General features: G+C 71.6%; 21 protein-coding genes and 1 pseudogene. 13 read left to right on the top strand and 9 right to left on the bottom strand.

Annotation, left to right across the window (positions count from 1 at the left end; all coding sequences use genetic code 11):
* Positions 1-25 precede the first annotated feature (25 nt).
* The 3 genes and pseudogenes from ACSMXO_RS38065 to ACSMXO_RS38055 form a co-directional block, all read right to left on the bottom strand.
* Positions 26-1,279, bottom strand: a complete 1,254-nt coding sequence (locus tag ACSMXO_RS38065) for a phosphatidylserine decarboxylase (protein ID WP_455415696.1) — start codon at positions 1,277-1,279, stop codon at positions 26-28.
* A 509-nt stretch (positions 1,280-1,788) separates the two neighbouring features.
* Positions 1,789-2,055: pseudogene (locus ACSMXO_RS38060) on the bottom strand (hypothetical protein); the annotation flags it as partial.
* Positions 2,052-3,713 carry a PspC domain-containing protein gene (locus ACSMXO_RS38055; RefSeq protein ID WP_455415695.1) on the bottom strand — a complete coding sequence of 554 codons (1,662 nt, stop codon included), beginning with the start codon at positions 3,711-3,713 and terminating at the stop codon, positions 2,052-2,054. The gene ACSMXO_RS38055 and the pseudogene ACSMXO_RS38060, both read right to left, overlap by 4 nt.
* A gap of 208 nt (positions 3,714-3,921) precedes the next feature.
* Here ACSMXO_RS38055 and ACSMXO_RS38050 point away from each other — a divergent pair, with 208 nt between their 5' ends.
* The 7 genes from ACSMXO_RS38050 to ACSMXO_RS38020 all read left to right on the top strand — a co-directional run bounded on the left by ACSMXO_RS38050 (position 3,922) and on the right by ACSMXO_RS38020 (position 12,195).
* Positions 3,922-5,163, top strand: a complete 1,242-nt coding sequence (locus ACSMXO_RS38050) for a PspC domain-containing protein (protein ID WP_346258354.1) — start codon at positions 3,922-3,924, stop codon at positions 5,161-5,163.
* 5 nt (positions 5,164-5,168) lie between these two features.
* A complete protein-coding gene (locus ACSMXO_RS38045) occupies positions 5,169-5,852 on the top strand; it encodes a response regulator (protein WP_455415694.1) in 684 nt (227 codons plus the stop codon).
* Positions 5,853-6,324: 472 nt separating this feature from the next.
* Positions 6,325-7,959 carry a peptide ABC transporter substrate-binding protein gene (locus tag ACSMXO_RS38040; protein ID WP_455415693.1) on the top strand — a complete coding sequence of 545 codons (1,635 nt, stop codon included), beginning with the start codon at positions 6,325-6,327 and terminating at the stop codon, positions 7,957-7,959.
* 186 nt (positions 7,960-8,145) lie between these two features.
* Complete coding sequence (locus tag ACSMXO_RS38035; protein WP_346258220.1) at positions 8,146-9,072, top strand: ABC transporter permease; 927 nt, start codon at positions 8,146-8,148, stop codon at positions 9,070-9,072.
* 123 nt (positions 9,073-9,195) lie between these two features.
* The gene (locus ACSMXO_RS38030) at positions 9,196-10,134 is read left to right on the top strand and encodes an ABC transporter permease (protein ID WP_455415692.1); all 939 of its coding nucleotides are present in this window, start codon (positions 9,196-9,198) and stop codon (positions 10,132-10,134) included.
* 8 nt (positions 10,135-10,142) lie between these two features.
* Positions 10,143-11,189: an ABC transporter ATP-binding protein gene (locus ACSMXO_RS38025; protein WP_346258218.1), complete on the top strand. Its 1,047-nt coding sequence runs from the start codon at positions 10,143-10,145 to the stop codon at positions 11,187-11,189.
* Positions 11,170-12,195 (top strand): ABC transporter ATP-binding protein, encoded by a 1,026-nt coding sequence (locus tag ACSMXO_RS38020; RefSeq protein WP_346258217.1) that lies wholly within the window; start codon positions 11,170-11,172, stop codon positions 12,193-12,195. The genes ACSMXO_RS38025 and ACSMXO_RS38020 overlap by 20 nt, the downstream gene beginning before the upstream one ends.
* Positions 12,196-12,372: 177 nt before the next feature.
* Here the strand turns inward: ACSMXO_RS38020 and ACSMXO_RS38015 are convergent, their stop codons facing one another.
* A complete protein-coding gene (locus ACSMXO_RS38015) occupies positions 12,373-12,702 on the bottom strand; it encodes a chorismate mutase (RefSeq protein WP_455415691.1) in 330 nt (109 codons plus the stop codon).
* A 308-nt stretch (positions 12,703-13,010) separates the two neighbouring features.
* On the opposite strand from ACSMXO_RS38015, the gene pcrA reads away from it, so the two are divergent.
* On the top strand, positions 13,011-15,416 hold the full coding sequence (pcrA, locus tag ACSMXO_RS38010; RefSeq protein ID WP_346258215.1) for a DNA helicase PcrA: 2,406 nt from the start codon (positions 13,011-13,013) through the stop codon (positions 15,414-15,416).
* 6 nt (positions 15,417-15,422) lie between these two features.
* Here pcrA and ACSMXO_RS38005 read toward each other — a convergent pair whose 3' ends face one another.
* The gene (locus ACSMXO_RS38005) at positions 15,423-16,409 is read right to left on the bottom strand and encodes a TetR/AcrR family transcriptional regulator C-terminal domain-containing protein (RefSeq protein WP_455415690.1); all 987 of its coding nucleotides are present in this window, start codon (positions 16,407-16,409) and stop codon (positions 15,423-15,425) included.
* A 153-nt stretch (positions 16,410-16,562) separates the two neighbouring features.
* On the opposite strand from ACSMXO_RS38005, the gene ACSMXO_RS38000 reads away from it, so the two are divergent.
* Positions 16,563-17,672, top strand: coding sequence for an FAD-dependent monooxygenase (locus tag ACSMXO_RS38000; RefSeq protein ID WP_455415689.1), 1,110 nt, complete (start codon positions 16,563-16,565; stop codon positions 17,670-17,672).
* Positions 17,673-17,678: 6 nt separating this feature from the next.
* Here the strand turns inward: ACSMXO_RS38000 and ACSMXO_RS37995 are convergent, their stop codons facing one another.
* Entirely contained in the window at positions 17,679-18,494 is an 816-nt protein-coding gene (locus ACSMXO_RS37995; protein ID WP_455415688.1) for a M23 family metallopeptidase, read from the bottom strand.
* A gap of 270 nt (positions 18,495-18,764) precedes the next feature.
* Positions 18,765-19,496 carry a M23 family metallopeptidase gene (locus ACSMXO_RS37990; protein ID WP_346258211.1) on the bottom strand — a complete coding sequence of 244 codons (732 nt, stop codon included), beginning with the start codon at positions 19,494-19,496 and terminating at the stop codon, positions 18,765-18,767.
* Positions 19,497-19,980: 484 nt separating this feature from the next.
* Between ACSMXO_RS37990 and ACSMXO_RS37985 the strand changes: the two genes are divergently transcribed.
* The 4 genes from ACSMXO_RS37985 (at position 19,981) to ACSMXO_RS37970 (ending at position 24,428) form a co-directional block, all read left to right on the top strand.
* Positions 19,981-20,388: a cobalamin B12-binding domain-containing protein gene (locus ACSMXO_RS37985; RefSeq protein WP_346258210.1), complete on the top strand. Its 408-nt coding sequence runs from the start codon at positions 19,981-19,983 to the stop codon at positions 20,386-20,388.
* Between the two features lie 439 nt (positions 20,389-20,827).
* Positions 20,828-22,006 (top strand): ADP-forming succinate--CoA ligase subunit beta, encoded by a 1,179-nt coding sequence (gene sucC, locus ACSMXO_RS37980; protein ID WP_455415687.1) that lies wholly within the window; start codon positions 20,828-20,830, stop codon positions 22,004-22,006.
* Position 22,007: 1 nt separating this feature from the next.
* Positions 22,008-22,895: a succinate--CoA ligase subunit alpha gene (gene sucD, locus ACSMXO_RS37975; RefSeq protein WP_318395847.1), complete on the top strand. Its 888-nt coding sequence runs from the start codon at positions 22,008-22,010 to the stop codon at positions 22,893-22,895.
* A 183-nt stretch (positions 22,896-23,078) separates the two neighbouring features.
* A complete protein-coding gene (locus tag ACSMXO_RS37970) occupies positions 23,079-24,428 on the top strand; it encodes a cell division protein PerM (protein WP_455415686.1) in 1,350 nt (449 codons plus the stop codon).
* Positions 24,429-24,527: 99 nt separating this feature from the next.
* Here the strand turns inward: ACSMXO_RS37970 and ACSMXO_RS37965 are convergent, their stop codons facing one another.
* The gene (locus ACSMXO_RS37965) at positions 24,528-25,178 is read right to left on the bottom strand and encodes a DUF4190 domain-containing protein (protein WP_455415685.1); all 651 of its coding nucleotides are present in this window, start codon (positions 25,176-25,178) and stop codon (positions 24,528-24,530) included.
* A gap of 29 nt (positions 25,179-25,207) precedes the next feature.
* Positions 25,208-25,450 (bottom strand): CD225/dispanin family protein, encoded by a 243-nt coding sequence (locus ACSMXO_RS37960; protein ID WP_455415684.1) that lies wholly within the window; start codon positions 25,448-25,450, stop codon positions 25,208-25,210.
* Positions 25,451-25,592: the final 142 nt, after the last annotated feature.

Raw genomic sequence — 25,592 nt, 5'->3', positions numbered from 1 at the left:
GGGTAGGCCGGGCCAGCACTTCTGGTCAGCGCCAGCGGGCGATCACGGAGGATCCGCCGATGACCCGTTCGCCCGGGCCGACCACCGGTTCGGCCGCGTCGGCCGGCAGGTAGACGTCGGTGCGCGATCCGAACCGGATCAGGCCGAACCGTTCGCCCCGGGCCAGCAGCGCGCCGATCGGCGCCCGCTGCACGATCCGCCGGGCGATCAGGCCGGTCCGCTGGGCCACCACCACCGTGCCGTGGTCGGTGTCGAGCACCGTGTACGCGGCGACGTTGTGCTCCGCGTCCGGTTTCATCGCGGCCGCGAAGCCTCCGTCCGCGACGAAGTAGTCGACCACCTTGCCGGCCACCGGCGAGCGGTTGACGTGCACGTCCAGCACGGAGAGGAAGACCGCGACCCGGAGGAACTCGCCGTCGCCGAAGCGCTCGTCCCGGAGCCGCTGCACGGAGAGCACCTGACCGTCGGCGGCGGCGACCACGGCGGACTCGTCGTCCGGGATGTCCCGCTCCGGGTCCCGGAAGAACGCAGCCACCGGGCCGGCGGCCAGCGCGGGCACCAGCCAGAGCCGGGACTTCGGCCGGGTGACCCGGGTGAGCGCGGCGAACCCCAGCGCGATACCGGCCGCCGCGACCCCGTTGGAGTCGATGTGCATCCGGCGGGTCAGCGGAATGCTCGACGTCCGGTAGGCGGGCGCCAGCCGGGCCGCCACCGAGACCTCGGCCGGGGTGAACCGGAGCCGGTGCGCGCGGACCGGAGGCTGGTTGACCAGCACGAGGTCGGTGCCGACGCCGAACAGCGCGCTCTGCCGTTCGAGTTCGCCGACCGCGCCCGGGGCCCGGCCGGGCAGTGCGGGCACCAGCACGCTGAGCACGCCGCCGTCGGTCAGGTACTTGGCCAGCCCGTCCAGCGCGGTCCGGGTCTCCTCGGCGCTGCCGGCCAGCGGTTCGGCGGCGATCACCACGTCCGCCGCGTCCGCCTCGGCCAGCGAGTCGGCGACCCGTACCCGTTGGGCGGTCCACTGCCCGAGGGCCGTGACGTGGTCCCGGAGCTGGTCGGCGGCAACCGTGTCCGTCGGCACCACGGTGAGTACGTCGCCGGGGAGCAGTGCGTCGACCGCTGCGGCCAGTACGGACGAGTCGGTGGTGGCCCCGACCAGCAGGGTGGTCTTCGGACCGTGGTGCCGGGACATCTCGGTGGTGAGGACGCGGGCGGCGCGCTCGCCGACGCGGACCGGACGGCCTGGGCCGGTGGCGCGTACGGCGGGGGACTGGGTCATCTCGGGCGGGCTCCTCGCGAGGTCAGGACGGGCGGCTGCCGATAGCGGCGCAGGCTACGCGGTGGGCGGTTTCCGGCCGCTGGTACGCCGACCGGCCGGCAGAGGCGCAAACCTCCGCCGGCCAGTTTAGGCACGGCCTGACCGAGTCGCACCGATCGCGCGGGTCGCTCGTGGCGTCACGCGGGTCGCTCGTCGCGCCGGTCCGCCGCGATGGCATCCCCGGATGGGTGCCCGGCCGGCCGGTCCGGCTCTGTTCCGCCCGCGCCGTCCGTCGCCGGTTCGTCCGCAGCGACCGGTCCCGCCTTGCCAGTCCCGGCCGATCGGGCCTCGTCAGCCCCGGTGCCGGCCGGGTCCCGGTCGAACTGCTCGGTCGGCGCGTCCGGGTCGAACTGCTCGGTCGCGTCACGGTCGAACCGCTCGGTCGCGTCCGGGTCGAACTGCTCGGTCGGGTGCCGGTACGACGGCCCGGGTGGGTCCCGGTCGAAGAGTGTGCCGAGGGGGGCGTCGACCGGCCCGGTGCCGTCGGTGCCGGTCGGTGCGGCCGGGGATCCCGGAGCAGGCGCGGCCGGTACCGCCGCCGGCCGCCGCCCGGACCGGTTGGCCCGGAGCGCGCCGATCAGGCCCAGCGTGCCGACTCCGATCAGGCCGACGGCCACCAGCCAGCCGATGGCCGGCAGTGTGAGGTTCATGAGCTGCGCGAACAGCCACCAGGCGGCGACGCCGAGGAAGATCAGGGCGAACGTCAGCGACACCCCGTCGGTACGGTGCGCCTTCATCGAGTTACCTCCGCGGTGGCGGCATTGACCGACAGGTCGAGCAGCAGCTTTCCGCCACCGGGGCCGTCCTCGCCGAGGTCGGTCACCTGCCGTTGGCTGCCGTCGAAGTTGTTGTACCTGCGGTCCAGGACCAGGGCGTCGCCCGCGTTCACATCGAGTCGTACGGTCACGTCGACGGTGGGCGGCAGGATCACCTTCACCTCGCCGAGGTCGACGTCCACGCTCACCCGGGCGTCCCGGTCGGTGAAGTCGATCCGGGTCAGGTCGAGCGTGGCGTTGCCCAGCCGGGTCTCGTAGCGGTCGGCCATGACCTCGTAGCTGGCCGGTACCCAGAGCACGTCCTCCTCGCCGCGCAGCCGGGTGTAGGACTCGGCGACCGTGGAGATGCCCAGGGCACAGGCCGCGACCAGCCCGAGGGCGATCAGCCAGCGGGCCCGGCCGAACCAGGCCCCGACCAGCAGCCCGAGGGCGATGGTCACCAGGACGGCGGCGAAGTAGGTGGACGGCATGACCCGGATCGCGTTGGTCAGGTCGAGGATCGCGACCAGGCCGATCGCCACGAAGATCATTGAGAAGGTGGCGGTACCCAGCGGGGACCGCTCACGCGGCCGCTTCGGTTGCTTCGGCTTCTTCGGCGGTGGTGGCTGCGGCGCCGGCCGGGCGGCGTACGGGCCGTGCGGCGCGAACGGTGCCCGGTAGCCCCCGGGCACGGGCGGTACGGGCGGTACGCCCGGATGCGGTCCGGTCGGTACGGCCACCGGAGGCGGGCTCGCCGGCCAGGCGGGGGCCGGTGGGGCCGGGGCGGCCAGCGCGGGCCCACCGGAGTAGCCCGGTGCGGCGGTCGGCTGCGGCGGGTACCAGCCCGGATATCCGGGCGCGGCCGGCGGAGGCACCGGCTGGCCGGGTCCCGGGTGCGGATAGCCCGTCGGCGGCGGAGGCCCGGCGCCCGGTTGCCAGTACGGACCGGTCCGGTTCCGGTCCCGGTTGAGCAGCAGCGCGCCGCCGATCAGGACGGCCGCGCCGAGCAGGACGGCCCGGTAGGTGTCGGTCACGATGAAGCCGAACATCACCGCGGCGACGATGCCGAGCACCAGCACGGTGACCGGGGACATGCTCGACCGGCCCCGGCCCAGCATCGACTCCACCGGCGAGGCGGTGTCGCCCTCGGACGGGATGATCAGCCAGGCGGCGAGGTATACCAGCAGGCCGATCCCGCCGAAGAAGCCGAGTACGGCGAGGAGGACCCGCCAGAGGATCGGGTCGCTGTTCGTGGCCCGGCCGATCGCGGCGCAGACCCCGGCCAGGTAGCGCCCCTCGCTCGGCCGGACCAGTCCGTATCGGTAGGTGAAGCCGAACTCCGGCGGGGCCCCGCCGGCTCCGGGCGGCGGGGGCCCGCCGGCTCCGGGCGGCGGTGGTCCGCCGGGGGCGGGCGGTGGTCCGCCGGGGCCGGGCGGTGGTCCGGGTGGCGGGGTCGCGCCGGGCGGCGGTGGCCAGCCCGTACCCGGTGGCGGTGCGTCCGGTGGCCCGGCCCGTTCGGGGCCGGCGGGGGCGGGGCCCGGTGTGCCGGGTGCCTCCGGGGTGGGGCCGGCGCTGTCCGCTCGGTCGGGGCCGCCCGCCGGACCGGGCGTTCCACGGGCGGCGGCAGCTTCGTCGGTCATGGTCCGATCCTCCGCCGACGCAGGTCCGCCGGCCTCAGGCGACAACCCTGAGCCCACCCTGAGATATCCCGCGCGGGAAGTCCGGGGAGTCCCGATGGCCGCTGAGCCCGCGGACGTGTGACGATCGGAGCGTCGGCGGAACGGGACGTGACGCGGCAGGTCCGGCCGCACGTCACCCCCGCCGCCCGAGACGACGAGGAGTGCGAAGATCCGCGCCACGACCGAGCCACCCCGCCTGTACCGCGCCCGCGACCACCGGTTGGTCGCCGGCGTGGCTGCCGGGATCGCCCTGCACCTGGGCATCCGGGCGGTGTGGGTACGCGTGGCGTTCCTCCTGCTGCTTGGGTTCAGCGGGCTGGGCCTGCTGCTCTACGCGGCGTTTTGGGCGGTGGTGCCGCCGTTGCCCGGTGGTGCCCCGCCCCGGCGCAACGTCTTCCAGTTACTGCCGTTCGTGGCCATCGGGCTCGCCGTGATCCTGATCGAGACGCTGGCCTTCAAGTCCGGCGGGGTGGCCGGGACCGCCGGCTGGCTGGTGTCGATCATCGCGGTCGGCGCCGGGGTGATCTGGCACCAGTCCGCGCCGGAGCGTCGGTGGCAGTGGGACCGGTCGCTGCCGGTGCCGTGGCTCGGGGCGGTGGTGGCGGAGAGCGACCGGCGGGCCTTCGTGCTGCGGTTCATCGGCGGTGGAGTGCTGGTCGCGGTGGGCCTGATCGGGGTGGTGGCGGTCTACCGCCCGCAGGGCAACTTCGACGCGGTGGTCAACGGGGTGATCTTCGCCCTGGTCGCACTCGCCGGGGTCGGCGTGGTGGCCGCGCCGGTGCTCTGGCGGACCTACAACCAGTTGCGGGCCGAGCGGGAGGGGCGGATCCGGGAGCAGGAGCGGGCCGAGCTGGCCGCGATGATCCACGACCAGGTGCTGCACACCCTCGCCCTGATCCAGCGCAACGCGGCCGACGTCAAGACGGTGCAGCGGCTCGCCCGGGGGCAGGAGCGCTCGTTGCGGAGCTGGCTCTACAAGCCGACCGGATCGCCGACCGAGCGGTTCGCCGCGGCGCTGGAGCAGGCCGCCGCCGAGGTGGAGGACACCTTCGCGATCACCGTGGAGGCGGTGGTGGTCGGCGACCGGGAGACCGACGAGCGGGTCGGCGCGCTGGTGGCCGCGGCCCGGGAGGCGCTGGTCAACGCGGCCCGGCACGCCAAGGTGCAGACCGTCTCGCTCTATGCCGAGGTCGAGCCGGAGCAGGTGAGCGTCTTCGTCCGCGATCGCGGGGCGGGATTCGACCCGACTACCGTTGAGGACCACCGGCACGGCGTACGCGGCTCGATCATCGGGCGGATGAAGCGGCACGGCGGGCGGGCGGAAATCCGCAGTACGCCGGGGGACGGCACCGAGGTACGACTCTTCCTGCCGATTCCGCGGGAGGGCGCAGCACCAGGGAAGGACAGGTAACGATCATGGTCGAGCCGACCGAGCCGGCGCGGGAGGGTACGCCCGAGCCGCGGCCGCTGCGGGTGTTCCTCGTCGACGATCACGCGATGTTCCGGGCCGGCGTACGCGCCGAGTTGGGGGCGCACGTCGAGGTGGTGGGCGAGGCCAGCACGGTGGCCGAGGCGATCAGCCGGATCGCCGCCACCGAACCGGATGTGGTGCTGCTCGACGTGCACATGCCGGACGGAGGCGGTCGCGCGGTGCTGGAGGCGGTCCGGCGTACCCGCCCGGAGGTGCGGTTCCTGGCGCTCAGCGTCTCCGACGCGGCCGAGGACGTGATCGGCCTGATCCGGGCCGGTGCCCGGGGCTACGTCACCAAGACCATCTCGCCGGACGAGTTGACCGCCGCGATCCGCCGGGTCGCCGACGGCGACGCGGTGTTCAGCCCCCGGCTGGCCGGGTTCGTGCTGGACTCCTTCGCCTCCCGGCCGGACGCGCCGGTCGCCGATCCCGAGCTGGACCAGCTCACCAACCGGGAGCGGGAGGTGCTCCGGCTGCTGGCCCGGGGGTACGCGTACAAGGAGATCGCCAAGGAGCTGTTCATCTCCATCAAGACGGTGGAGACGCACGTCTCGAACGTGCTGCGCAAGCTTCAGATGTCCAACCGCTACGAGCTGTCCCGGTGGGCCGCCGACCGCCGCCTGGTCTGAGGGCGTCGACGCCGCGCCCGCGCCGTGCGCCCCGGCGGCCGGGTCGGCGGTGCGGCATCGGCGGTTCCACCGGTACGGCATCGGCCGAGCGGTGGGTGTCCGGGCGGTGACGATCGGGTATCATATATCGATGGCTTTCGCTATCCGGCCGTCTGTCATATCCGCGGTGCGCAGTTCCACATCGTCCAAACGGACGAGCACGGTAGGTATGCGCTTGACATCGGAGAGCGTCCGCGGTGACGCGGGAAAGGTCACAAGGAGCCGTGCGGGCGGTCGCCGGAGCATCCTGCGCTGGTGACGTTTTGCCTGCTCAACGCCGTGTTCGGAGAGGCGCCCGCTAGGTGGGGCACACGCTTGAAACATTGCCGGCAACTAACGGGTTGATAACGGCACCTTTCCGCGCTAGGCGGCTCAGTGTCACAGTGTCAGTCACCTCACAGTCCCTCGTGAGCGCCCTGAGGAGGCTTCACTCATGCGCGGGCAATTCCCGTTAAAGATGGCGGTCGGAGCGACCGCCATAATGTTGTTGGCGGCAGGCTGCAGCGGTGGCGGCGACGACGAGACCTCGGCGGCGGACGCCCTGATCTCCATCGGCATCGCCGAGCCGCAGCACCTGATCCCGGCCAACACCACCGAGTCCAGCGGCAATGAGGTGCTCTCCGCCCTCTTCAGCCCGCTCGTTGACTTCGACGCCGACAACAAGCCGTACATGGTGGCCGCCGAGTCGGTCGAGTCGCCGGACAACAAGGTCTGGACGATCAAGCTCAAGGACGGCTACACCTTCCACAACGGAGAGAAGGTCGGCGCCGACAACTACATCAACGCCTGGAACCACGGCGCGTACGGCCCGAACGGCAACGGCGGCTCCTACTTCTTCGAGCGGATCGAGGGCTACAAGGACCTGCAGTCCGAGGACCCGGACGGCGAGGAGGGCCCGCAGAAGGCTCCGGATCCGAAGGCGAAGACCCTCACCGGGCTCAAGAAGGTAGACGACCTGACCTTCACCGTGACGCTGTCCGAGCCGTTCTCCGGCTGGCGTTCGGTGATCGGCTACAACGTCTTCCTGCCGCTGCCGGCCGCGGCCTGGCAGTCCGAGGGTGTGCTGAAGGAAGACTACGAGCAGGCGCCGATCGGGCAGGGTCCGTTCAAGATGAAGGGCACCTGGCAGCACGACTCCAAGATCGAGGTCGAGCGCTACGACGCGTATCCGGGGGAGAAGCCGAAGGTCGGTGGGGTCACCTACAAGATCTACCAGGAGTTGACCGCCCAGTACGCGGACCTGATGGGTGGCGCCCTGGACGTGGTGACCCAGCTTCCGATCGAGAACCTGGCCAGCGCCCCGGCCGACCTCGGCGACCGGTTCAAGAAGAGCCCGAACTCGGTCTTCCAGTTCGTCGGCTTCCCGACCTTCCTGCCGCAGTACTCGAAGGTCGAGGTGCGTAAGGCGATCTCGATGGCGATCAACCGCCAGGAGATCACCGACAACGTCTTCCGTGGCTCGCAGACTCCGGCGACGTCGTTCGTCTCCCCGGCGGTGGCCGGCTACCGCGAGAACAGCTGCGGCGAGGCCTGCACCTACGACCCGGCCAAGGCCAAGGCGGCGTACGAGGCCGCGGGTGGCCCGAAGCAGATCAAGATCACTTACAACGCCGACGGTGGCCACAAGGCGTGGGTGGACGCGACCTGCAACCAGCTCAAGGCCAACCTGGGCGTCGACTGCGTCGGCATCGGCGAGCCGAAGTTCGCCGACCTGCTCACCAAGGTCGAGAACAAGGAAGACGTCGGCATGATCCGGCTCGGCTGGATCATGGACTACCCGCTGATGGAGAACTACCTGGGCCCGCTGTACGGGACCGGCGGTTCGTCGAACTACTACGGTTACAGCAACCCGGAGTTCGACAACCTGGTCAAGCAGGGTTCGTCCGCGCCGAGCGAGGACGAGGCCATCAAGCTCTGGCAGCAGGCCGAGGACATCCTGGTCCGCGACATGCCGGTGATTCCGCTGCGGCTCGGCCAGAACGTCTTCGGCCACTCGGAGCGGGTCAAGAACGTCGAGGTCGACAAGTTCCAGAAGGTCGAGATCCTCAAGATCGAGGCCACGAGCTGACCTGACTGCTCCAGCGATGGACGGTCCGGTCCACCCCCCGGCCTAGCCCGGGTCGGATCGGACCGTCCGTACGAGCCTCACCGGCCCGGCGATCGGGACCGGTGAGGCTGCGGTCGCTACCGTGCGCATCACGGTCCGCTGCCCAGCCGGCAGTCACCGATGCTCGTCTCGCTAAGGACTTGGGATATGTTCCGCTACTTCGTGCGGCGCGTGCTGCAAGGGGTCCTGACCTTTTTCGGGGCCACCTTCATCGTGTACGCGCTGATGTTCGCCAACCAGGACGACCCGCTCCAGGCTCTGGCGGGTGAGCGACCGCTGCCGGAGAACGTCCGGCAGGCGCTCACCGAAAGGTACCACCTGGACGACCCGTTTATCCTCCAATATGGCCACTACATGCGTGGCCTGCTGACCGGGGACTTCGGCATCTCGCTGACCAACCGGCCGATCAGCGACATGATGCAGCAGGCCTGGCCGGTGACCATCCGGCTGGCGGTCTTCGCGATCATCATCTCGGCGCTGGTCGCCGTCACCGCCGGCATCGTCTCCGGGATCCGCCGCGGCGGCATCTTCGACACCACCACGCTGATCATCACGCTGGTCCTGCTCTCGCTGCCGATCGTGGTGCTGGCTCCGCTCGCGCAGCTTCTCTTCGGAGTGCAGTTGCGCTGGTTCCCGGCGACAGCCGGTGCCGAACCCGGGTTCTATCAACTCATCCTGCCCGCGCTGGTGCTGAGCTGTCTGGTCATCGCCACCCAGATCCGGGTCACCCGGGCGTCGGTGGCGGAAAACCTCCGCTCGGACTACGTCCGTACCGCCCGGGCCAAGGGCCTGGCGAACCGCCGGGTGATCGGTGTGCACGTGCTGCGTAACTCGCTGATCCCGGTCGTCACGCTGATCGGTGTCGACCTGGGCAACCTGATGGCCGGGGCGATCGTCACCGAGGGTGTGTTCAACATTCCGGGCGTCGGCTTCAACCTGTTCCGCGGGATCCGCACCGAGGACGGCCCGCTGGTGGTCGGCTTCGTCAGCATCCTGGTGATCGTCTTCCTGGTGGTCAACCTGGTCGTCGATCTGTTGTACGCGGTACTCGACCCGAGGATCCGCTATGAGTGAGCGAAGCGAGCGAATCAGTCGACTCACGAGTGTGCGAAGTGAGCGAACCAGTCAGCGTGAGGTGTGCGCCTCCGGGCGGCGCCGAGCGTGGCGAGACGGCGGCATGAGTAAGCGAGGCGCCCGATGAGCAACGTCGAATCCGTCACCCAGGCGGAGGTACCCGGCGCCGCCGGTGTGCCGGTGTCGCCGGACGGCGGCCCGGAGAAGCCGCGCAGTCTGACCGGGGATGCCTGGGAGGACCTGCGGCGCAACTGGATCTTCTGGGCCGCCGCCGTCCTGGTGGTACTGGTCGTCGTGATGGCGGCCTTCCCGAGCCTGTTCACCTCGGCCGACCCGGACGCGTGCGCGCTGTCCCGGCAGCACCAGGGCCCGAGCGGCTCGGCCATCTTCGGCTACAACTTCCAGGGCTGCGACGTCTACGCCCGGACCATCTACGGCGCCCGCAACTCGGTGCTGATCGGGCTCTTCGCGACCGTCATCGCCGGAGTGATCGGCCTGATCGTAGGCATGGCGGCCGGCTACTTCGGTGGCTGGGTCGACGCCCTGCTCGCCCGGGGCATCGACATCGTGCTGGGCATTCCCACCCTGCTCGCGGCGATCGTGCTGGCCCGGCGGCTCTCCTCCGACCCGCAGGACTCGGGCTTCACGGCGGTGGTCTTCACCCTCGGCGTGCTGACCTGGACGACCGGCGCCCGCATCATGCGTTCGTCGGTCATCTCGGCGAAGAACCAGGACTACGTGGCGGCGGCCCGGATGCTGGGGGCCGGCTCCGGCCGGCTGATGTTCCGGCACATCCTGCCGAACGCGGCGGCGCCGTTCGTGGTGGTACTGACCATCCTGCTCGGCGTCAACATCGCCACCGAGGCCACCCTGACCTTCCTCGGCGTCGGCCTCAAGGGGAACGCGATCTCCTGGGGGATCGACATCTCGACGGCGGCGCCGTACGTCCGGGAGACGGCCACCCCGCTGGTCTGGCCATCGGTCTTCCTGGCGATGACCGTGCTGGCGTTCATCATGCTCGGCGACGCGATCCGCGACGCCTTCGACCCGAGGCTGCGGTGAGCTGACCCATGACCGATATCAAGGCAGAGATCGACGTCCTGCCCGGGCTGGACTCGTCCGCCCGGCTGCTGGAGGTCGACGGTCTGCACGTCGAGTTCCGTACCCAGGTCGGGGTCGCCAAGGCGATCAACGGGGTGGACCTGCACCTGGATCCCGGCGAGACGCTGGCGATCCTGGGCGAGTCCGGTTGCGGCAAGTCCGTCACCGCCCAGGCGATCATGGGCATCCTCGACTCGCCGCCCGGGTTCGTCACCGGAGGTACGATCCGCTACCGCGGTGTCGACCTGCTCAAGCTCCCTGAGGAGCAGCGCCGCAGGGTACGCGCCAACCACATCGCCATGATCTTCCAGGACGCGCTCTCCGCGCTGAACCCGGTCTTCCCGGTCGGCTGGCAGATCGGCGAGCTGTTCCGGGTGCACCGCGGGATGTCCCGGCAGGACGCCCGGAAGCGGGCGGTCGAGTTGCTCGACCTGGTCAAGATCCCGGCCGCGAAGCAGCGGGTCGGGGACTTCCCGCATCAGTTCTCCGGCGGTATGCGGCAGCGCGTCATGATCGCGATGGCGCTGGCGCTCGACCCGAAGGTGCTGATCGCGGACGAGCCGACCACGGCGCTGGACGTCACGGTGCAGGCCCAGATCATGAACCTCCTCGCCGAGCTGCGGCGGGAACGGAACATGGGGCTGATCCTGATCACCCACGACATGGGGGTGGTCGCCGACGTGGCCGACCGGATCTCGGTGATGTACGCCGGGAAGGTGGTCGAGGAGGCGCCGGTGCTGGACATCTACGCCCGGCCGGCGCACCCGTACACCAAGGCGCTGCTGGAGTCGATTCCCCGACTCGACCTCAAGGGGCAGCAGCTCAACGTGATCAAGGGGCTGCCGCCCAACCTGACCCGGATCCCGGCCGGCTGCCCGTTCCACCCGCGGTGCGGGTATGCCCGCGACGTGTGCCGGGCCGACCCGCCGCCACCGCAGTACGAGGTGGATTCGGTTCGGACGGCACGGTGCCATTTCTGGACGGAGGTGGTCGGCGATGAGCCAGCCGTCAAGTAACGAGGTCGTGCTGGAGACCCGCGGGCTGGTCAAGCACTTCCCGATCACCCGCGGCATCGTCTTCCAGAAGAAGGTCGGCGCGGTACGCGCGGTCGACGGCGTCGACCTGCAACTGCGCCGGGGCGAGACCCTCGGTGTGGTGGGCGAGTCCGGCTGCGGCAAGTCGACGCTGGCCAAGCTGCTGGTCGCGCTGGAGAAGCCGACCAGCGGCGCGATCAACGTCCGGGGTCAGGACATGACCCGGCTGCACGGCGGCGAGCTGCGGAGGGCCCGGCGCAACATCCAGATGGTGTTGCAGGACCCGTACACCTCGCTGAACCCGCGGATGACGGTCGGCGACATCATCGGGGAGCCGTTCGACATCCACCCGGAGGTCGCGCCGGCCGGCGAGCGGAAGCAGCGGGTCCGGGAACTGCTGGACCTGGTCGGGTTGAACCCGGAGCACATCAACCGCTATCCGCACCAGTTCTCGGGTGGTCAGCGGCAGCGAATCGGGATCGCCCGGGCGCTCGCGCTCAAGCCGGAGATCATCGTCTGTGACGAGCCGGTGTCGGCGCTGGACGTGTCGATCCAGGCGCAGGTGATCAACCTGCTGGAGCGGTTGCAGGACGAGCTGGGGCTGTCGTACATCTTCATCGCGCACGACCTGTCGGTGGTCCGGCACATCGCCGACCGGGTCGCGGTGATGTACCTGGGAAAGGTCGTGGAGATCGGCGTCGAGGACGAGATCTACGAGCGGCCGACCCACCCGTACACCCAGGCGCTGCTCTCGGCGGTGCCGGTGCCGGACCCGACCCTGCGCGGCCAGCGGGACCAGATCGTCCTGGAGGGTGACGTGCCGTCGCCGGCGAACCCGCCGTCGGGCTGCCGGTTCCGCACCCGGTGCTGGAAGGCGCAGGAGATCTGCGCCAGCCAGGAGCCGCCGCTGGTGGAGCGGGAGCACTCGGCGCACCCGAGCGCATGTCATTTCGCCGAGGAGCGGGACGTGGTGCACGCGGTCGAATAGACCGGCCAGACGCGGTGGTGTGCCTGACCCGGCCAACCACCGATGCGAGAAGAACGCCTCCTCACTGCCCGGGGCGCGGGCCGCCATCCATGCGGCCGGCGTCCCGGGCTCGCGTATCTCCTGGAGCCGCCGACGGCTGCCGGCCGGTCGGCGGAGAAGGCCCGCCCGGGGTACGGCTCAGAGCGGGCCGCGACCGGCCCGGAGCAGCAGCAGGGCGAGCTGGGTACCGTCCGCGCCGAGCGCCTCCCGGAACCGGTCCAGGATCTCCCGCTCCCGGGAGAGGACCAGCCGGGTGCCGCCGGAGGCCATCCGGGTCCGGCCGACCTGCTGGGAGAGTGCGGCGCGCTCCTGCCAGAGGGCGATCAGCTCGCGGTCGATCTCGTCGATCCGCTCCCGCAGCCCGAGGATGTGCTGTGCGGCGTCCGGCGCGCTCGTCCCGGTCTCGGGCTCCGCGCCGTTCGCCTCGGCGGGTTGCTGTGCCACCTCTGCTGCCACCTCTGCCGCCATTGGGGGTCCTCCTTGCCAGCCAGGTCCCCGGGTGCCTGGATCCCGACGCGAAAAGCCCCGGGCTTCAGGAGCCCGGGGCTTTTCGTAGGTCATGTTCAGGCGCGACCCACGGCTGCCGGACTCCCGGAGCCGTAGTAAAAGTAAGGCTGCGCCCGATGGATCACGGCTTGAGTATGCCCAGCCAGCGGTGTCTTGGCAAGCGCATCGGCGATGCCCGGGTAGGCGGCGTGCGGGAACGATCCGGCCGAGGCGGGTACGGGCCCGGCGGAGGCGTACCTGTCCCCCCGGCGGCATAGACTCGCGGGGCGATGCATGCTCTCTTCGAACCTCCGCCGCCCTCCGTCCCTCCGGCCCAGAGCGCGCCCCGACACCGGCCGTCCGGCCTCGACCCGCAGGCCCTGCTGGCCGGGCTGAATGGGCCCCAGCGGGACGCGGTGACCCACTCCGGGGCGCCGCTGTTGATCGTGGCGGGCGCCGGCTCGGGCAAGACCCGGGTGCTGACCCACCGGATCGCCTACCTGCTCGCCGCCCGGGAGGTGCATCCGGGGCAGATCATCGCGATCACCTTCACCAACAAGGCGGCCGGGGAGATGAAGGACCGGGTCGCCGCGCTGGTCGGGCCGAGAGCCCGGCTGATGTGGGTCTCGACGTTCCACTCCGCCTGCGTACGCATCCTGCGGGCCGAGCATGAGCACGCCGGCCTGAAGTCGACGTTCTCGATCTACGACGCCGACGACTCGCGCCGGCTGATGCAGTTGGTCACCCGGGAGCTGGACCTCGACCCGAAGCGCTATCCGGCCCGGGGGCTGACCACCCAGGTCTCCAACCTGAAGAACGAGCTGATCGACCCGGAGACGTTCGCCGCCCGGGCGAACGGGCCGAACGAGCGGGCGCTGGCCGAGGCGTACACGCTCTACCAGCGGCGGCTGACCGAGGCGCACGCGCTCGACTTCGACGACCTGATCATGACGACGGTGCACCTGCTCCAGTCGCACCCACACGTCGCCGAGAACTACCGCCGCCGGTTCCGGCACGTACTGGTCGACGAGTACCAGGACACCAACCACGCGCAATACACCCTGGTCAAGGAGCTGGTCGGCGGCACCGAAGGGGTCGAGCCGGCCGAGCTGTGCGTGGTCGGCGACGCCGACCAGTCGATCTACGCGTTCCGCGGTGCCACCATCCGGAACATCCTGGAGTTCGAGCGGGACTTCACCGACGCCCGGACCATCCTGCTGGAGCAGAACTACCGCTCCACACAGACGATCCTCAACGCGGCCAACGCGGTGATCGAGCGCAACAGCTCGCGCAAGCCGAAGCGGCTGTGGAGCGAGGAGGGTGCGGGGGAGCAGATCGTCGGCTACGTCGCCGACACCGAGCACGCCGAGGCGGACTGGGTGGGCCGGGAGATCGACCGGCTCTGTGACGCCGGGGCGGCCCGCCCCGGCGACGTGGCGGTCTTCTACCGCACCAACGCGCAGTCCCGGGTCTTCGAAGAGGTCTTCATCCGGGTCGGGCTCCCCTACAAGGTGGTCGGCGGGGTGCGGTTCTACGAGCGCAAGGAGGTCCGGGACGCCCTGGCCTACCTCCGCGCGGTGGTCAACGACGACGACACGGTGAGCATCCGGCGGATCCTGAACACTCCCCGCCGGGGCATCGGCGACCGGGCCGAGGCCTGCGTGGAGGCGCTGGCCACCCGGGACCGGATCTCGTTCGGCGCGGCGCTGCGCCGGGCGTCCGAGGCACCGGGCATCTCCACCCGGTCGGCCAACGCGATCGCCGAGTTCGTCACCCTGCTCGACGGGCTGCGGGAGCTGGCCGAGACCGCTCTGCCGGAGGAGGTGCTGGAGGCGGTGCTGACCCGCTCCGGCTACCTCGGCGAGCTGGAGGAGAGCATCGACCCGCAGGACGCCGGCCGGGTGGAGAACCTCCAGGAGCTGGTGAGCGTCGCCCGGGAATACACCGAACGGGTGGAGGCGCTGGCCGACGAGGGCGCTCCCGGTGCCACCCTGGCCGGCTTCCTGGAGCAGGTCGCGCTGGTCGCCGACGCCGACCAGGTGCCGTCGGACGACCCCGACCACCAGGGCGTGGTCACCCTGATGACCCTGCACACCGCCAAGGGGCTGGAGTTCCCGGTGGTCTTCCTGACCGGGCTGGAGGACGGCGTCTTCCCGCACCTGCGGGCGCTCGGCGACAACCGGGAGCTGGAGGAGGAGCGCCGGCTGGCGTACGTCGGGATCACCCGGGCCCGCAAGCGGCTCTACCTGTCCCGGGCGGTCACCCGGTCGGCCTGGGGGCAGCCGTCCTACAACCCGCCGTCCCGGTTCGTCGACGAGTTGCCGGGCGACCTGGTCCGCTGGGAGCGCACCGGGGCCGCCTACACCTCCTGGTCCGGGACCGGTGGCGGCGTGGGTGGCCGGTCCGGCGCCGAGGACCGGTCCGGCGCCTACCGGGGCGGCGGCTTCTCCGGGGGTACGCCGAAGGCCGCCCAGCTCGCCTCGCGGCTCGGCATCGACGGCAGTCGGCTCAGCACCGCGAGCGAGCTGAAGCAGCCGCCCAAGGTCGCCGCCGGGGACCGGGTCAACCACCAGCGTTACGGCCTCGGCCGGGTGCTGGCGGTCGAGGGGCACGGCCCGGGCGCCCGGGCCCAGATCGACTTCGGCGACCAGACGCTCTGGCTGGTGCTCCGGCACGCCCCGATCGACAAACTCTGACCGCTGCTACCCGGCGGCCCGCTCCGCCTGCGGTCCGGCGGCCCGCTCTTCCACGAGGGTGGCGAAGCCGTCGAGCAGGGCGTGCAGCCCCGTCTCGAAGAGCCGGTCGAGGTCGAGGTCGTAGCCGGTCCGGGCGAAGCTCGCCAGCAGCCGCGCGTAGTTCGGGTGGTTGCCGGAGCCGGCCAGCGCGTCCATCGCGGGCCCCTGGCGCGTGACCCACTCCTCCTCGGAGAGGCCGGTGGCGGCCCGGGCCTGGGTCTCCCGCTCCAGGTGCACGGCGAGGCCCTGCACGAAGCTGTAGATCAGCACGTTCAGGTCCAGCATGGTGCTCGGGTCGAGCCCGAGGCCGTCCAGCGCGGCGAGCACCCACTCGCCGTGCACCATCAGGTTGGGCAGGGGCAGCGGCCGGGTCAGCGGGCTGAGCTGGGCTAGCCAGGGATGCCGGCGGTGCAGCGCCCAGAGCGTACGGGCGCCCAGCTCCAGCCGGTCCCGCCAGTCCTCGGGGGCGGGGTCCGGATAGCCCCGCTCGCCGTACGCCGCGTCGGCCATCAGCAGGACGAGTTCCTCCTTGCTGTGCACGTACCGGTACGGCGACATGGTCGCCACGCCGAGCCGGGCCGCCACCCCGCGCATCGAGAGCGCCTCCAGCCCTTCGGTGTCGGCGATGTCGAGGGCGGCGCGGACGACCCGCTCCCGGGTCAGTTCGGTCTCGGCGGGCCGGGGTGCCGGCGACTCGGTGCGCCGCCGGGGCCGGGCCGGTGCCGGCTCGGGGGCGGCCACCACCGTGCCGACCCGGGGCTGGGCCCGCACCACTCCCTGCTGGCTGAGCGTGGTCAGTGCCCGGGTGGCGGTGGCGAGGGCCACGTTCCAGTCACGGGCGAGCTGCCGGACCGAGGGCACCCGGTCGCCGGGCCGGAGTTCACCCTCGGCGATCCGGCGCCGGATCTCCGCGACGATCCGCAGGTACGGCGGTTCACCGCTCGTCGCCACCATCCACCCTCCCGTCTCTCTGTACTAGGACAGAGGCTAGCCGAAACCCCGCCATGCAGCGATCCTGTACTAGGGCAGACATTCACATTCCCCGTTGTCGGAACTGAATGTACGTCGTACATTAGTCCTCAGGTACGAGGTGATAGGAGAGGGCAGATGGACAGTGTTCTGATCTCCGGTGCCAGCGTCGCCGGACCCGCGCTGGCGTACTGGCTGCGCCGGCGGGGCTTCGCGGTGACCGTGGTCGAGCGTGCCCCGGCACCCCGCCCGGGCGGCCAGGCGATCGACGTCCGCGGGGTGGCGCTGGACGTGGTCGACCGGATGGGCATCCTGGCGGCGCTGCGCCAGGTGCGTACCCGCACCCGGGGCATGTCGATGCTGGACGGCGACGGCAACGAGGTCATGCGCTCGACCGAGGTGGCCCTGAGCAGTGGCCGGCTCGACGGCGACGACATCGAGGTGCTCCGCGAGGATCTCACCGGCCTGCTCCACGCCCGGACCCGCGACGACGTGGAATACCTCTTCGGCGACTCGGTCACCGAGTTGACGCAGCAGGACGACGGGGTGCGGGTGCGTTTCGAGCGGGCCGAGCCGCGCACCTTCGACCTGGTGGTCGGGGCCGACGGCCTGCACTCGACGGTACGGCGGCTCGCCTTCGGCCCGGAGGCGGACCACGTGACACACCTCGGCACCTACCTGGCGATCTTCACCGCCGAGAACCTGCTCGACCTGGACCACTGGCAGGTCTGGATGCGGGACGGGTCGGCCGGCTGCGGCATCTACCCGGTACGCGACAACACCGAACTCCGGGTCAACCTCGGCTTCGAGTCCGCCCCGATCGAGTACGACTTCCGCGACACCGAGCAGCAGCGCCGGCTGGTCGCCGACCGGTTCGGTGGACTGCGCTGGGAGATCCCCCGCCTGCTGGACGCGATGTGGCGGGCGCCGGACTTCTACTTCGACGCGATGGCACAGGTCCGGATGGAGAGCTGGACGCGGGGCCGGGTGACCCTGCTCGGCGACGCCGGCTACTGCCCCTCACCCCTGTCCGGTCAGGGCACCAGCCTGGCGCTGGTCGGCGCCTACGTACTCGCCGACGAGCTGGGCTCCGCAGCCGGTGACCACTCGGCGGCACTGCGCCGGTACGAGCGGCGGATGCGCCCGTTCGTGCTGCTCAACCAGGCACTCGCCACCGAGAACCCGGGTGGCCCGGCCGCCGAGGAGTCGGTCGACCGGGCCAAGCGGGCCATCACGCTCGATCGCTGACCCGGCTCAGCAGCCCAGGTCCACCCCACGAGCCCGCATCCACGGCGCCGGGTCGACCTGGTTCCACAGCCCGTTGTGCACCTCGAAGTGCAGGTGCGGCCCGGTGGCGTCGCCGGTGGCACCCTCGTACCCGATCACCTGGCCGGGCTTGACCCGCTGCCCGACGCTGACCACGGTCCGGCTCTGGTGGGCGTAGTGGGTGAGCCAGCCGTTGCCGTGGTCGACGACCACCGAGATGCCGTACCCGGCGAAGGCCCAGCCGGCGTCGACCACCGTGCCGGCCCCGGCGGCCCGGATCGGGGTGTCCGCCGGCATCGCCAGGTCGATGCCGGCGTGCATCGTTCCCCAGCGCATCCCGTAGCAGGAGGTGACGCTGGCGCCGGGCATCGGGTCGACCCAGGCGGGCGCCTTCCGGCTCGCGGTCGGGCTCGTCGCCTTGGCGGACGCGCTGCTCCGGCTCGGGGTCGGCGGCCGGGTGGTCGCGGCGGCGCTCGGCGTGGGCGTCGCGGTCGGGGCCGGGGTGGTCGTCGGGCTGGCGGTCTCCCGCACGGCCCGGTCGGCACGCTGCGCGGCGGCGGCCCGGGCCGATTCCTCCGGGGCCACCGAGATCCGGCCGGTCGGCCGGTCGTCGCCGACGGCCACCGCCGTCACCGCGCCGGCCACGCCGAGGCCGAGCAGTGCGACCAGCCCGGGTACGAGGTACCGGCGCCGGCCGCCAGTCCGGTGCCGGGCGACGCCGGACCGTCCGGTACGCCGGCTCGTGCTGGGCTCGGCGGCCTGGTGCTCGGCCGTCTCGGGCTGGTGCGGATCGGTCTCCGGCACGACGGGTCCCTTCTGCGTGGGGCGTGGACCCGGAAATGGTGGTGGGCGCGGCGGTGCCACGCCGGCACGGGGCTGCCGGTCACCGGCGACGGCCGGACGGCGGCGACGCAGTTATGCCGGAAATCGACCTTGATAGCCGCTATCTCGACGGATGGGACTGTGTGATCTGCCACAGTGCGCGGTGTGGCGGAGGAAACTTCGTCGGGCACCGGGCACAACGAAAACCGCCCGACCGGTTTCGATCGGGCGGTAAAGCGGCGTGACGCGGGGTCAGGAGGCGGCTACGTCGGTGTACAGATCGTCGACTTGTAGCTGGATGTCCACTCCCCGGTCCCGTAGGTAGGGGATCGGGTCGGTCGGCTTGCCGTTGACATGCAGCTCAAGGTGCAGGTGCGAGCCGTAGGAGTGGCCGGTGTTGCCGACCAGGCCGAGCTGGTCGCCGGCCTTGACCTCCTGCCCCTCGCTGACCAGTAGCTGCGACGAGTGCCCGTAGATGGACTCGGTGCCGTCGGAGTGCTGGACGATCACGCAGTAGCCGTACCCGCCGAACCAGCCGGCCTTGGTCACCGTCCCCGCGTGCACCGCGCTGTACGGGGTTCCCTCGGGAGCGGCCAGGTCGATGCCGGCGTGCAGCTTGTTCCACTTCATCCCGTACGGCGAGGTGAAGCTGTAGTTGTCGAGCGGAAGCCGCCAGACGTCGGGGGCGGCGGCCAGGGTGGAGGCGAGCCCGTCGGCCCGGTCGTCGTCCCGGGACGCGGCGCCCTGCTGGGCGTCGGCGGCCCGCGCGCTCAGGTCCTCGCTGGTGGCGGCGGCCTTTTCCAGGTCCGCCAGCGCGGAGGGGCTGACCGCCTTGGCGTCGGGCAGGGCTCCCGCGCCGAGCGCGACGACACCGGCTCCGACGAACGCGGTGGTGACAACAGCGGCGTAGCGGCTGCGCGGAGGTGTGGGGACGCGGCGTCGCCCTCGATAGCGATCGGGCTCAGACGACAGGCGCTGGCGCACGCACACCCTCCGTTGTCGGGTCAGTGTTGCGACCGTGACCGATGTTCGACGATCGAGGTGAACTCCGGTTGACCGCGTTGTCGCCCGGTCATGGACCTGATGACAACCGTGGGCCACGGTAGCCAACCCCTAGGCGCGCCACAAGTCGCAGCGCCAGATTGCCGGTGCGCTGTGCGGTTGTGCGTCATGGAATGCCATATCTCGTAACCTTTTGCGATCGGCCTCGTTAGTAGCGCTCCGTTACGTTGATTGCAGCAGGGCGTCATCGACCCGACTCGGGTCGGAGCTCCTCTGAGAACCCCCTAGGGGTATGGTCGGACGGGGTTCCCGGGTCGGGGCGGCGTGTCGGCCGGGGCACGCCGGACGACCGTCGCGCCGCCTGCTTCCGGGGCCCGCCGTCCGGGGGAGTTCCCGGGGAGCCGGCGGCCGGGTTACCGTTCGTTAAGGTAACTCTGGTCGGGTGTCCAGGAGAGGTGTCGCGCTGATGAGTTCTCGGATCCGGGTGGTCGTCGCCAAGCCTGGCCTGGACGGGCACGACCGGGGGGCGAAGGTGGTCGCCCGGGCCCTGCGGGACGCCGGCATGGAGGTCATCTACACCGGCCTGCACCAGACGCCCGAGCAGATCGTCGAGACGGCGATCCAGGAGGACGCCGACGCGATCGGCCTCTCCGTACTCTCCGGGGCGCACATGACGCTGTTCCGCCGGGTGCTGGAACTGCTCGCCGAGCGGGACGTGACGGACCTGGTCGTGTTCGGCGGCGGGATCATCCCGGACGCGGACATCCCGGAACTGGAGCGGCTCGGCGTGGCCAGGATCTTCACCCCGGGTGCCACCACCGGCTCGATCGTGGAGTGGGTCCGGAACAACGTGGGCCAACCGGTCGTCGGCTGACCGCCACGACCCGCCGTAGCCAGGCGGTCGGACGGCTCCGGAGCGTACCCTGCACGGAAATGGGGGAGAGGCCGGACGCACCCCTCACACGTCCGGCCCCTCTATGCGCGATGCCCCGCCGCCACCCCTCGACCGACAGGGCATCGGCCGTCTTCGTCATCGCGCTTCCCCCAGCGCTCCGACATCAGACTCAACGACGTCCCTTACGCCGGGTTACGCCGCCCCCGGAATCTTTTCCCCGGCCACCGCCGGCCGGCGAGCGCGACAGCGGCCGGCCTGCTGTGCGTTACCGCACACCGAGCACCCACGTGGATGCCCGGCGTGCTCACCTCGCTAGGCTGCGGCCGATGGCCTGTTCGTGCGTACAGCAGGCCCAACTCATTCACACGCTGGCGGCGGTGCGACGGCGCGCCGCGGAGACGGGACGGGACGCGCAATCGTGGACCTGTACGAATACCAGGGGCGTGAGCTGTTCGAGCGGCACGGGCTGCCCGTGCTGGCCGGCGGTGTCGCGACGACCCCTGAGGAGGCCCGCGCGATCGCCGAGCGCCTCGGCGGCCGGGTGGTCGTCAAGGCTCAGGTGAAGGTCGGCGGCCGGGGCAAGGCGGGCGGCGTCAAGCTCGCCGAGGGGCCGGACGAGGCGGTGGCCCGGGCCACCGACATCCTCGGCATGGACATCAAGGGCCACACGGTCAACAAGGTCATGCTGACGGTGACCGCGGACATCGCCGAGGAGTACTACTTCTCCTACCTGCTCGACCGCGCGAACCGCACCTTCCTCTGCATCGCCAGCGTGGCCGGCGGGATGGACATCGAGCAGGTGGCCGCCGAGACGCCGGAGCGGGTCGCGAAGGTGGCGATCGACGCGAACGTCGGGGTGGACGAGACCAAGGCGCGGGAAATCGTGGAGGCGGCCGGCTTCCCGGCCGAGCTGACCGACCAGATCGTGCCGATCGCCGTACGCCTCTGGCAGGCGTTCGTGGCCGAGGACGCCACCCTGGTCGAGGTGAACCCGCTGGCCCGGACGGCCGACGGCACGGTGCTCTGCCTCGACGCGAAGGTCTCGCTCGACGAGAACGCCGGCTTCCGGCACCCTGACCACGAGGCGCTGGTCGACCAGGCCGCCGTGGACCCGCTGGAGCAGCGGGCCAAGGAGAAGGATCTCAACTACGTCAAGCTGGACGGCGAGGTCGGCATCATCGGCAACGGCGCCGGCCTGGTCATGTCCACCCTCGACGTGGTGGCGTACGCGGGCGAGTCGTACGGCGGGGTCAAGCCGGCGAACTTCCTCGACATCGGCGGTGGCGCCAGCGCCGCGGTGATGGCGAACGGGCTGGAGATCGTACTCTCCGACCCGTCGGTGCGCAGCGTCTTCGTCAACGTCTTCGGCGGCATCACCGCCTGCGACGAGGTCGCCAACGGCATCATCCAGGCGCTGGCCCTGCTCGCCGAGCGCGGCGAGACGGTCGACAAGCCCCTCGTGGTACGCCTCGACGGCAACAACGCGGAGGCCGGGCGGGCCATCCTCGACGGCGCCGCCAACCCGCTGGTGCAGCGGGTGGACACTATGGATGGCGCGGCCCAGCGGGCCGCCGAGCTCGCGGCTGCGGGGGTCTGAGATGGCAATCTGGCTGACCAAGGAGTCCAAGGTCGTCGTACAGGGGATGACCGGCTCCGAGGGGATGAAGCACACCCGGCGGATGCTGGCCGCCGGCACCAACGTGGTGGGTGGGGTCAACCCGCGCAAGGCCGGCCAGAAGGTCGCCTTCGACACGGTCGAGCTGCCGGTCTTCGCGAACGTCGCCGAGGCGATGGCGGCCACCGGTGCGGACGTGAGCGTCATCTTCGTACCGCCGCAGTTCACCCGGGGCGCCGTGGTCGAGGCGATCGACGCCGGCATCCCGCTCGCCGTGGTGATCACCGAGGGCGTACCGGTGCACGACACCGCCGCGTTCTGGGCCTACAACCTGGCGCAGGGGGAGCGGACCCGGATCATCGGGCCGAACTGCCCCGGCATCGCCTCGCCGGGCGCCGCCAACGCCGGCATCATCCCGGCCGACATCACCGGCACGGGCCGGATCGGCCTGGTCAGCAAGAGCGGGACGCTGACCTACCAGATGATGTACGAGCTGCGCGACATCGGCTTCTCCACCTGCGTCGGCATCGGCGGTGACCCGATCATCGGCACCACCCACATCGACGCGCTCGCGGCGTTCCAGGCAGACCCGGAGACCGACGCCATCGTGATGATCGGCGAGATCGGCGGTGACGCCGAGGAGCGGGCGGCCGAGTTCATCAAGGCCAACGTCACCAAGCCGGTGGTGGGCTACATCGCCGGCTTCACCGCCCCGCCCGGCAAGACCATGGGGCACGCCGGGGCCATCATCTCCGGTTCGGCCGGCACCGCCGACGCGAAGAAGGCCGCCCTGGAGGCGGTCGGAGTCAAGGTCGGCAAGACGCCGAGCGAGACCGCGCGGCTGATGCGGGAGCTGATGTCCGGCAACTGAGCCGTCGACGTGTTGTTCCGGGGTGGTCGGCGTGCGCCGGCCACCCCGGTTCCGTCTCCGGTCCCGGGAGGTCGGCCGGAGACCGGACCCGGGCCGGACGAATCGGGTATCGCGGGGGCTCCGGTCATCCGTACGGTGGTGCCGTGAACCGGCCGACCCGCTGCCGTGCCAGAGTAGGCGCTGATGCCACCACCCACCGTTCCTGACCGGCCGCGCCGGCCGACGCCGCCGGAGAGCGCGCCGGTCGAGCCGGTCGGTGCCGCGCAACCGACCGGACGGCCCGGGCCGGCGGACGGCCGGGAGCCGCGCCGGAGCAGGCCGGCCGGGGAGCGCCGGGTGCCCCGGCCGAGGCCGGGCAGGGCGGGACGTCCTGGCCGGGCTCCGCTGGCGGTCGCGGCGGCGGTCGCCGCCGGCTGGGCGGCCCTGGTCGGTTATCTGCCGGTCGCCGTGGTGCTGGGGGCGGCCCGGTTCGCCGAGGGCAGCGGCGAGGTGGTCGGCGCCGCCCGGCTGGGCCTGGCCGGATGGCTGCTCGGGCACGGCGTACCGCTGCACACCGATGCCGGGCCGTTCGGCCTGCCGCCGCTCGCCCTCGCCATGCTGGCGGCCTGGCGGCTGAACCGGGCCGGCGTGCACGTCAGCCGGGCGGTCCGGGTCCGGGAACGGCCGACAGCCGGCCGCGCACTCGCCGTCGCGCTGGCGGTCGGCGTCGGGTACGGGGTACTCGGCGCTCTGGCCGCGCTGCTGCTCGGCGGTGCCGGGCCGACCGCCGACCCGGTACGGGCCGGGGTGACGCTGACCGGCTTCGGCACCCTCGCCGCGCTGTTCGGTGCGGCCCGGGCCAGCGGTGTGCTGGTGGCGGTGGCCCGGCGTACTCCGCTGGTGCTCCGGGACGGGCTGCGCACCGGGGTGGTCGCCGCGCTGCTGCTGCTCGGGGCCGGGGCCGGGGCGGCCGGGCTGGCGGTGGCCACCGGTGGCGGCGAGGCCGGTGACATGATCGGGGCCTATCGCACCGGTGTGCTGGGCCAGGCGGGCATCACCCTGATCAGCCTCGGCTACGCGCCGAACGCCGCAGTCTGGGCCGCCAGCTATCTCCTCGGGCCGGGTTTCGCGGTCGGCACCGACACGGTGGTCCGGACCTCCGAGGTCTCCATTGGAGCGCTGCCGGCCGTACCCCTGCTGGCCGGGCTGCCGCAGGGGCCGCTCGGCGGGATCGGTGGCGCCGTGCTCGCCGTGCCGGTGCTGGCCGGCATGGCCGCGGGCTGGCTGCTCGCGCGCCGCCGGACTCGTTCCGCGGCCGAGCGGAACGCGCCACCGCCCGGCTGGGCCGCGCTGCTCGGCGCGGCCGCGGTCGGCGGCCCGGTCGCCGGGGTGGTACTCGGCGCGGCGGCCCTGCTCTCCGGTGGCCCGCTCGGCGGCGGCCGGCTCGCCGAGGTGGGACCGGCCTACTGGCAGGTCGCCGCCGGGGCGACCGTGGTGGTGCTGGTCGGCACCCTGATCGGCGCCGCCGCGACCCGGGCCGTGGCCCGAGGCTGACCGGGCAGTCCCGAACGTGCTTGGGGCGCCCCGGAAACTCCGGGGCGCCCCAACGCGGCTGTCACGACTCCGGACGGCCGTACGCCGCCCGGCCGGTCGTCACGGGGCGTAGCCGAACCCGTTGACGTTCAGCACGACCGCGAGGATCACGTTGAGCACCCCGAGGAGCAGGCCGACGGCACCGCAGATCAGACCGGCCAGGGCCTGACCCCCGTTGCTGGCCTCACCCCGGCTGGCCTTGCCCCGGCCGAGGAAGCCGAGCACGATGCCGGCGATGCCCGCGATGATGCCGAGCGCGGCACAGCAGGCCGCCGGAATCGAGACGATGCCGACGATCATCGCGACCAGGCCGAGGGTGTTGTTCTGCCCGCCGGCCGGTGCGTACCCACCGGTCTGGTAACCGGGTGCCGCACCGTAGGGCTGGCCCGGCATCGGCTGCTGCTGACCGTACGGGTCCTGGTATGGCTGCTGCGCGTCCTGGTACTGCGGCTGCCCGTACGGCTGCCCCGGAGTCGGCTGCCCGTACGGCTGGCCCGACGTGGGCTGCCCGTACGGCTGGCCCGACGTGGGCTGCCCGTACGGCTGGCCCGACGTCGGCTGCCCCCCGTACGGCTGGCCCGGGGTCGGTTGCCCGTACGGCTGGCCCGACGTGGGCTGCGGCGGCTGCGCGTACGGATCCTGGTGCTGTGGTGCGTTCGGATCCGACGGCTGCTGCCCGTACGGGTCCTGGCCTGGGTAGCCGGGCTGCATGACAAGACTCCTTTGACAGGTCTCTCAGACTAGATGTTCGACGCCGAGTTGGCGCTGATGACGAAGCTGATGACGCAGCAGATCAGCGAGACCGCCCAGATGCAGATGCCGATGATCAGGGCCAGCTTCGACCACTTGCGGGACTCCGCCGCGGCGGCCTGGGCCGCCGGGTAGTTGCCCTGCTGGAGCAGCGGGTTCACCTTGGAGGCGTTGATGATGGCCGGGATGGCCAGCGGCCAGAACAGGAAGATCGCGACGATGGACATCGTCATGTTGTTGTTGATCTCTTGCGGCGGGTGTGAGGGGTAACCGGGTTGCATGTGTGTTGGGCTCCTTGGCCTGCACTCAGCGCATGTATGGAATTACCGAGGGGGTACCTTCTGGGGCAGGTCATTGCCCCGAGCGTCCGGCAGC

The organism is Plantactinospora sp. DSM 117369, from assembly GCF_053764795.1.
Note: the sequence above shows the minus strand (reverse complement) of the source record. Positions and strands in the feature narration are given on the sequence as shown.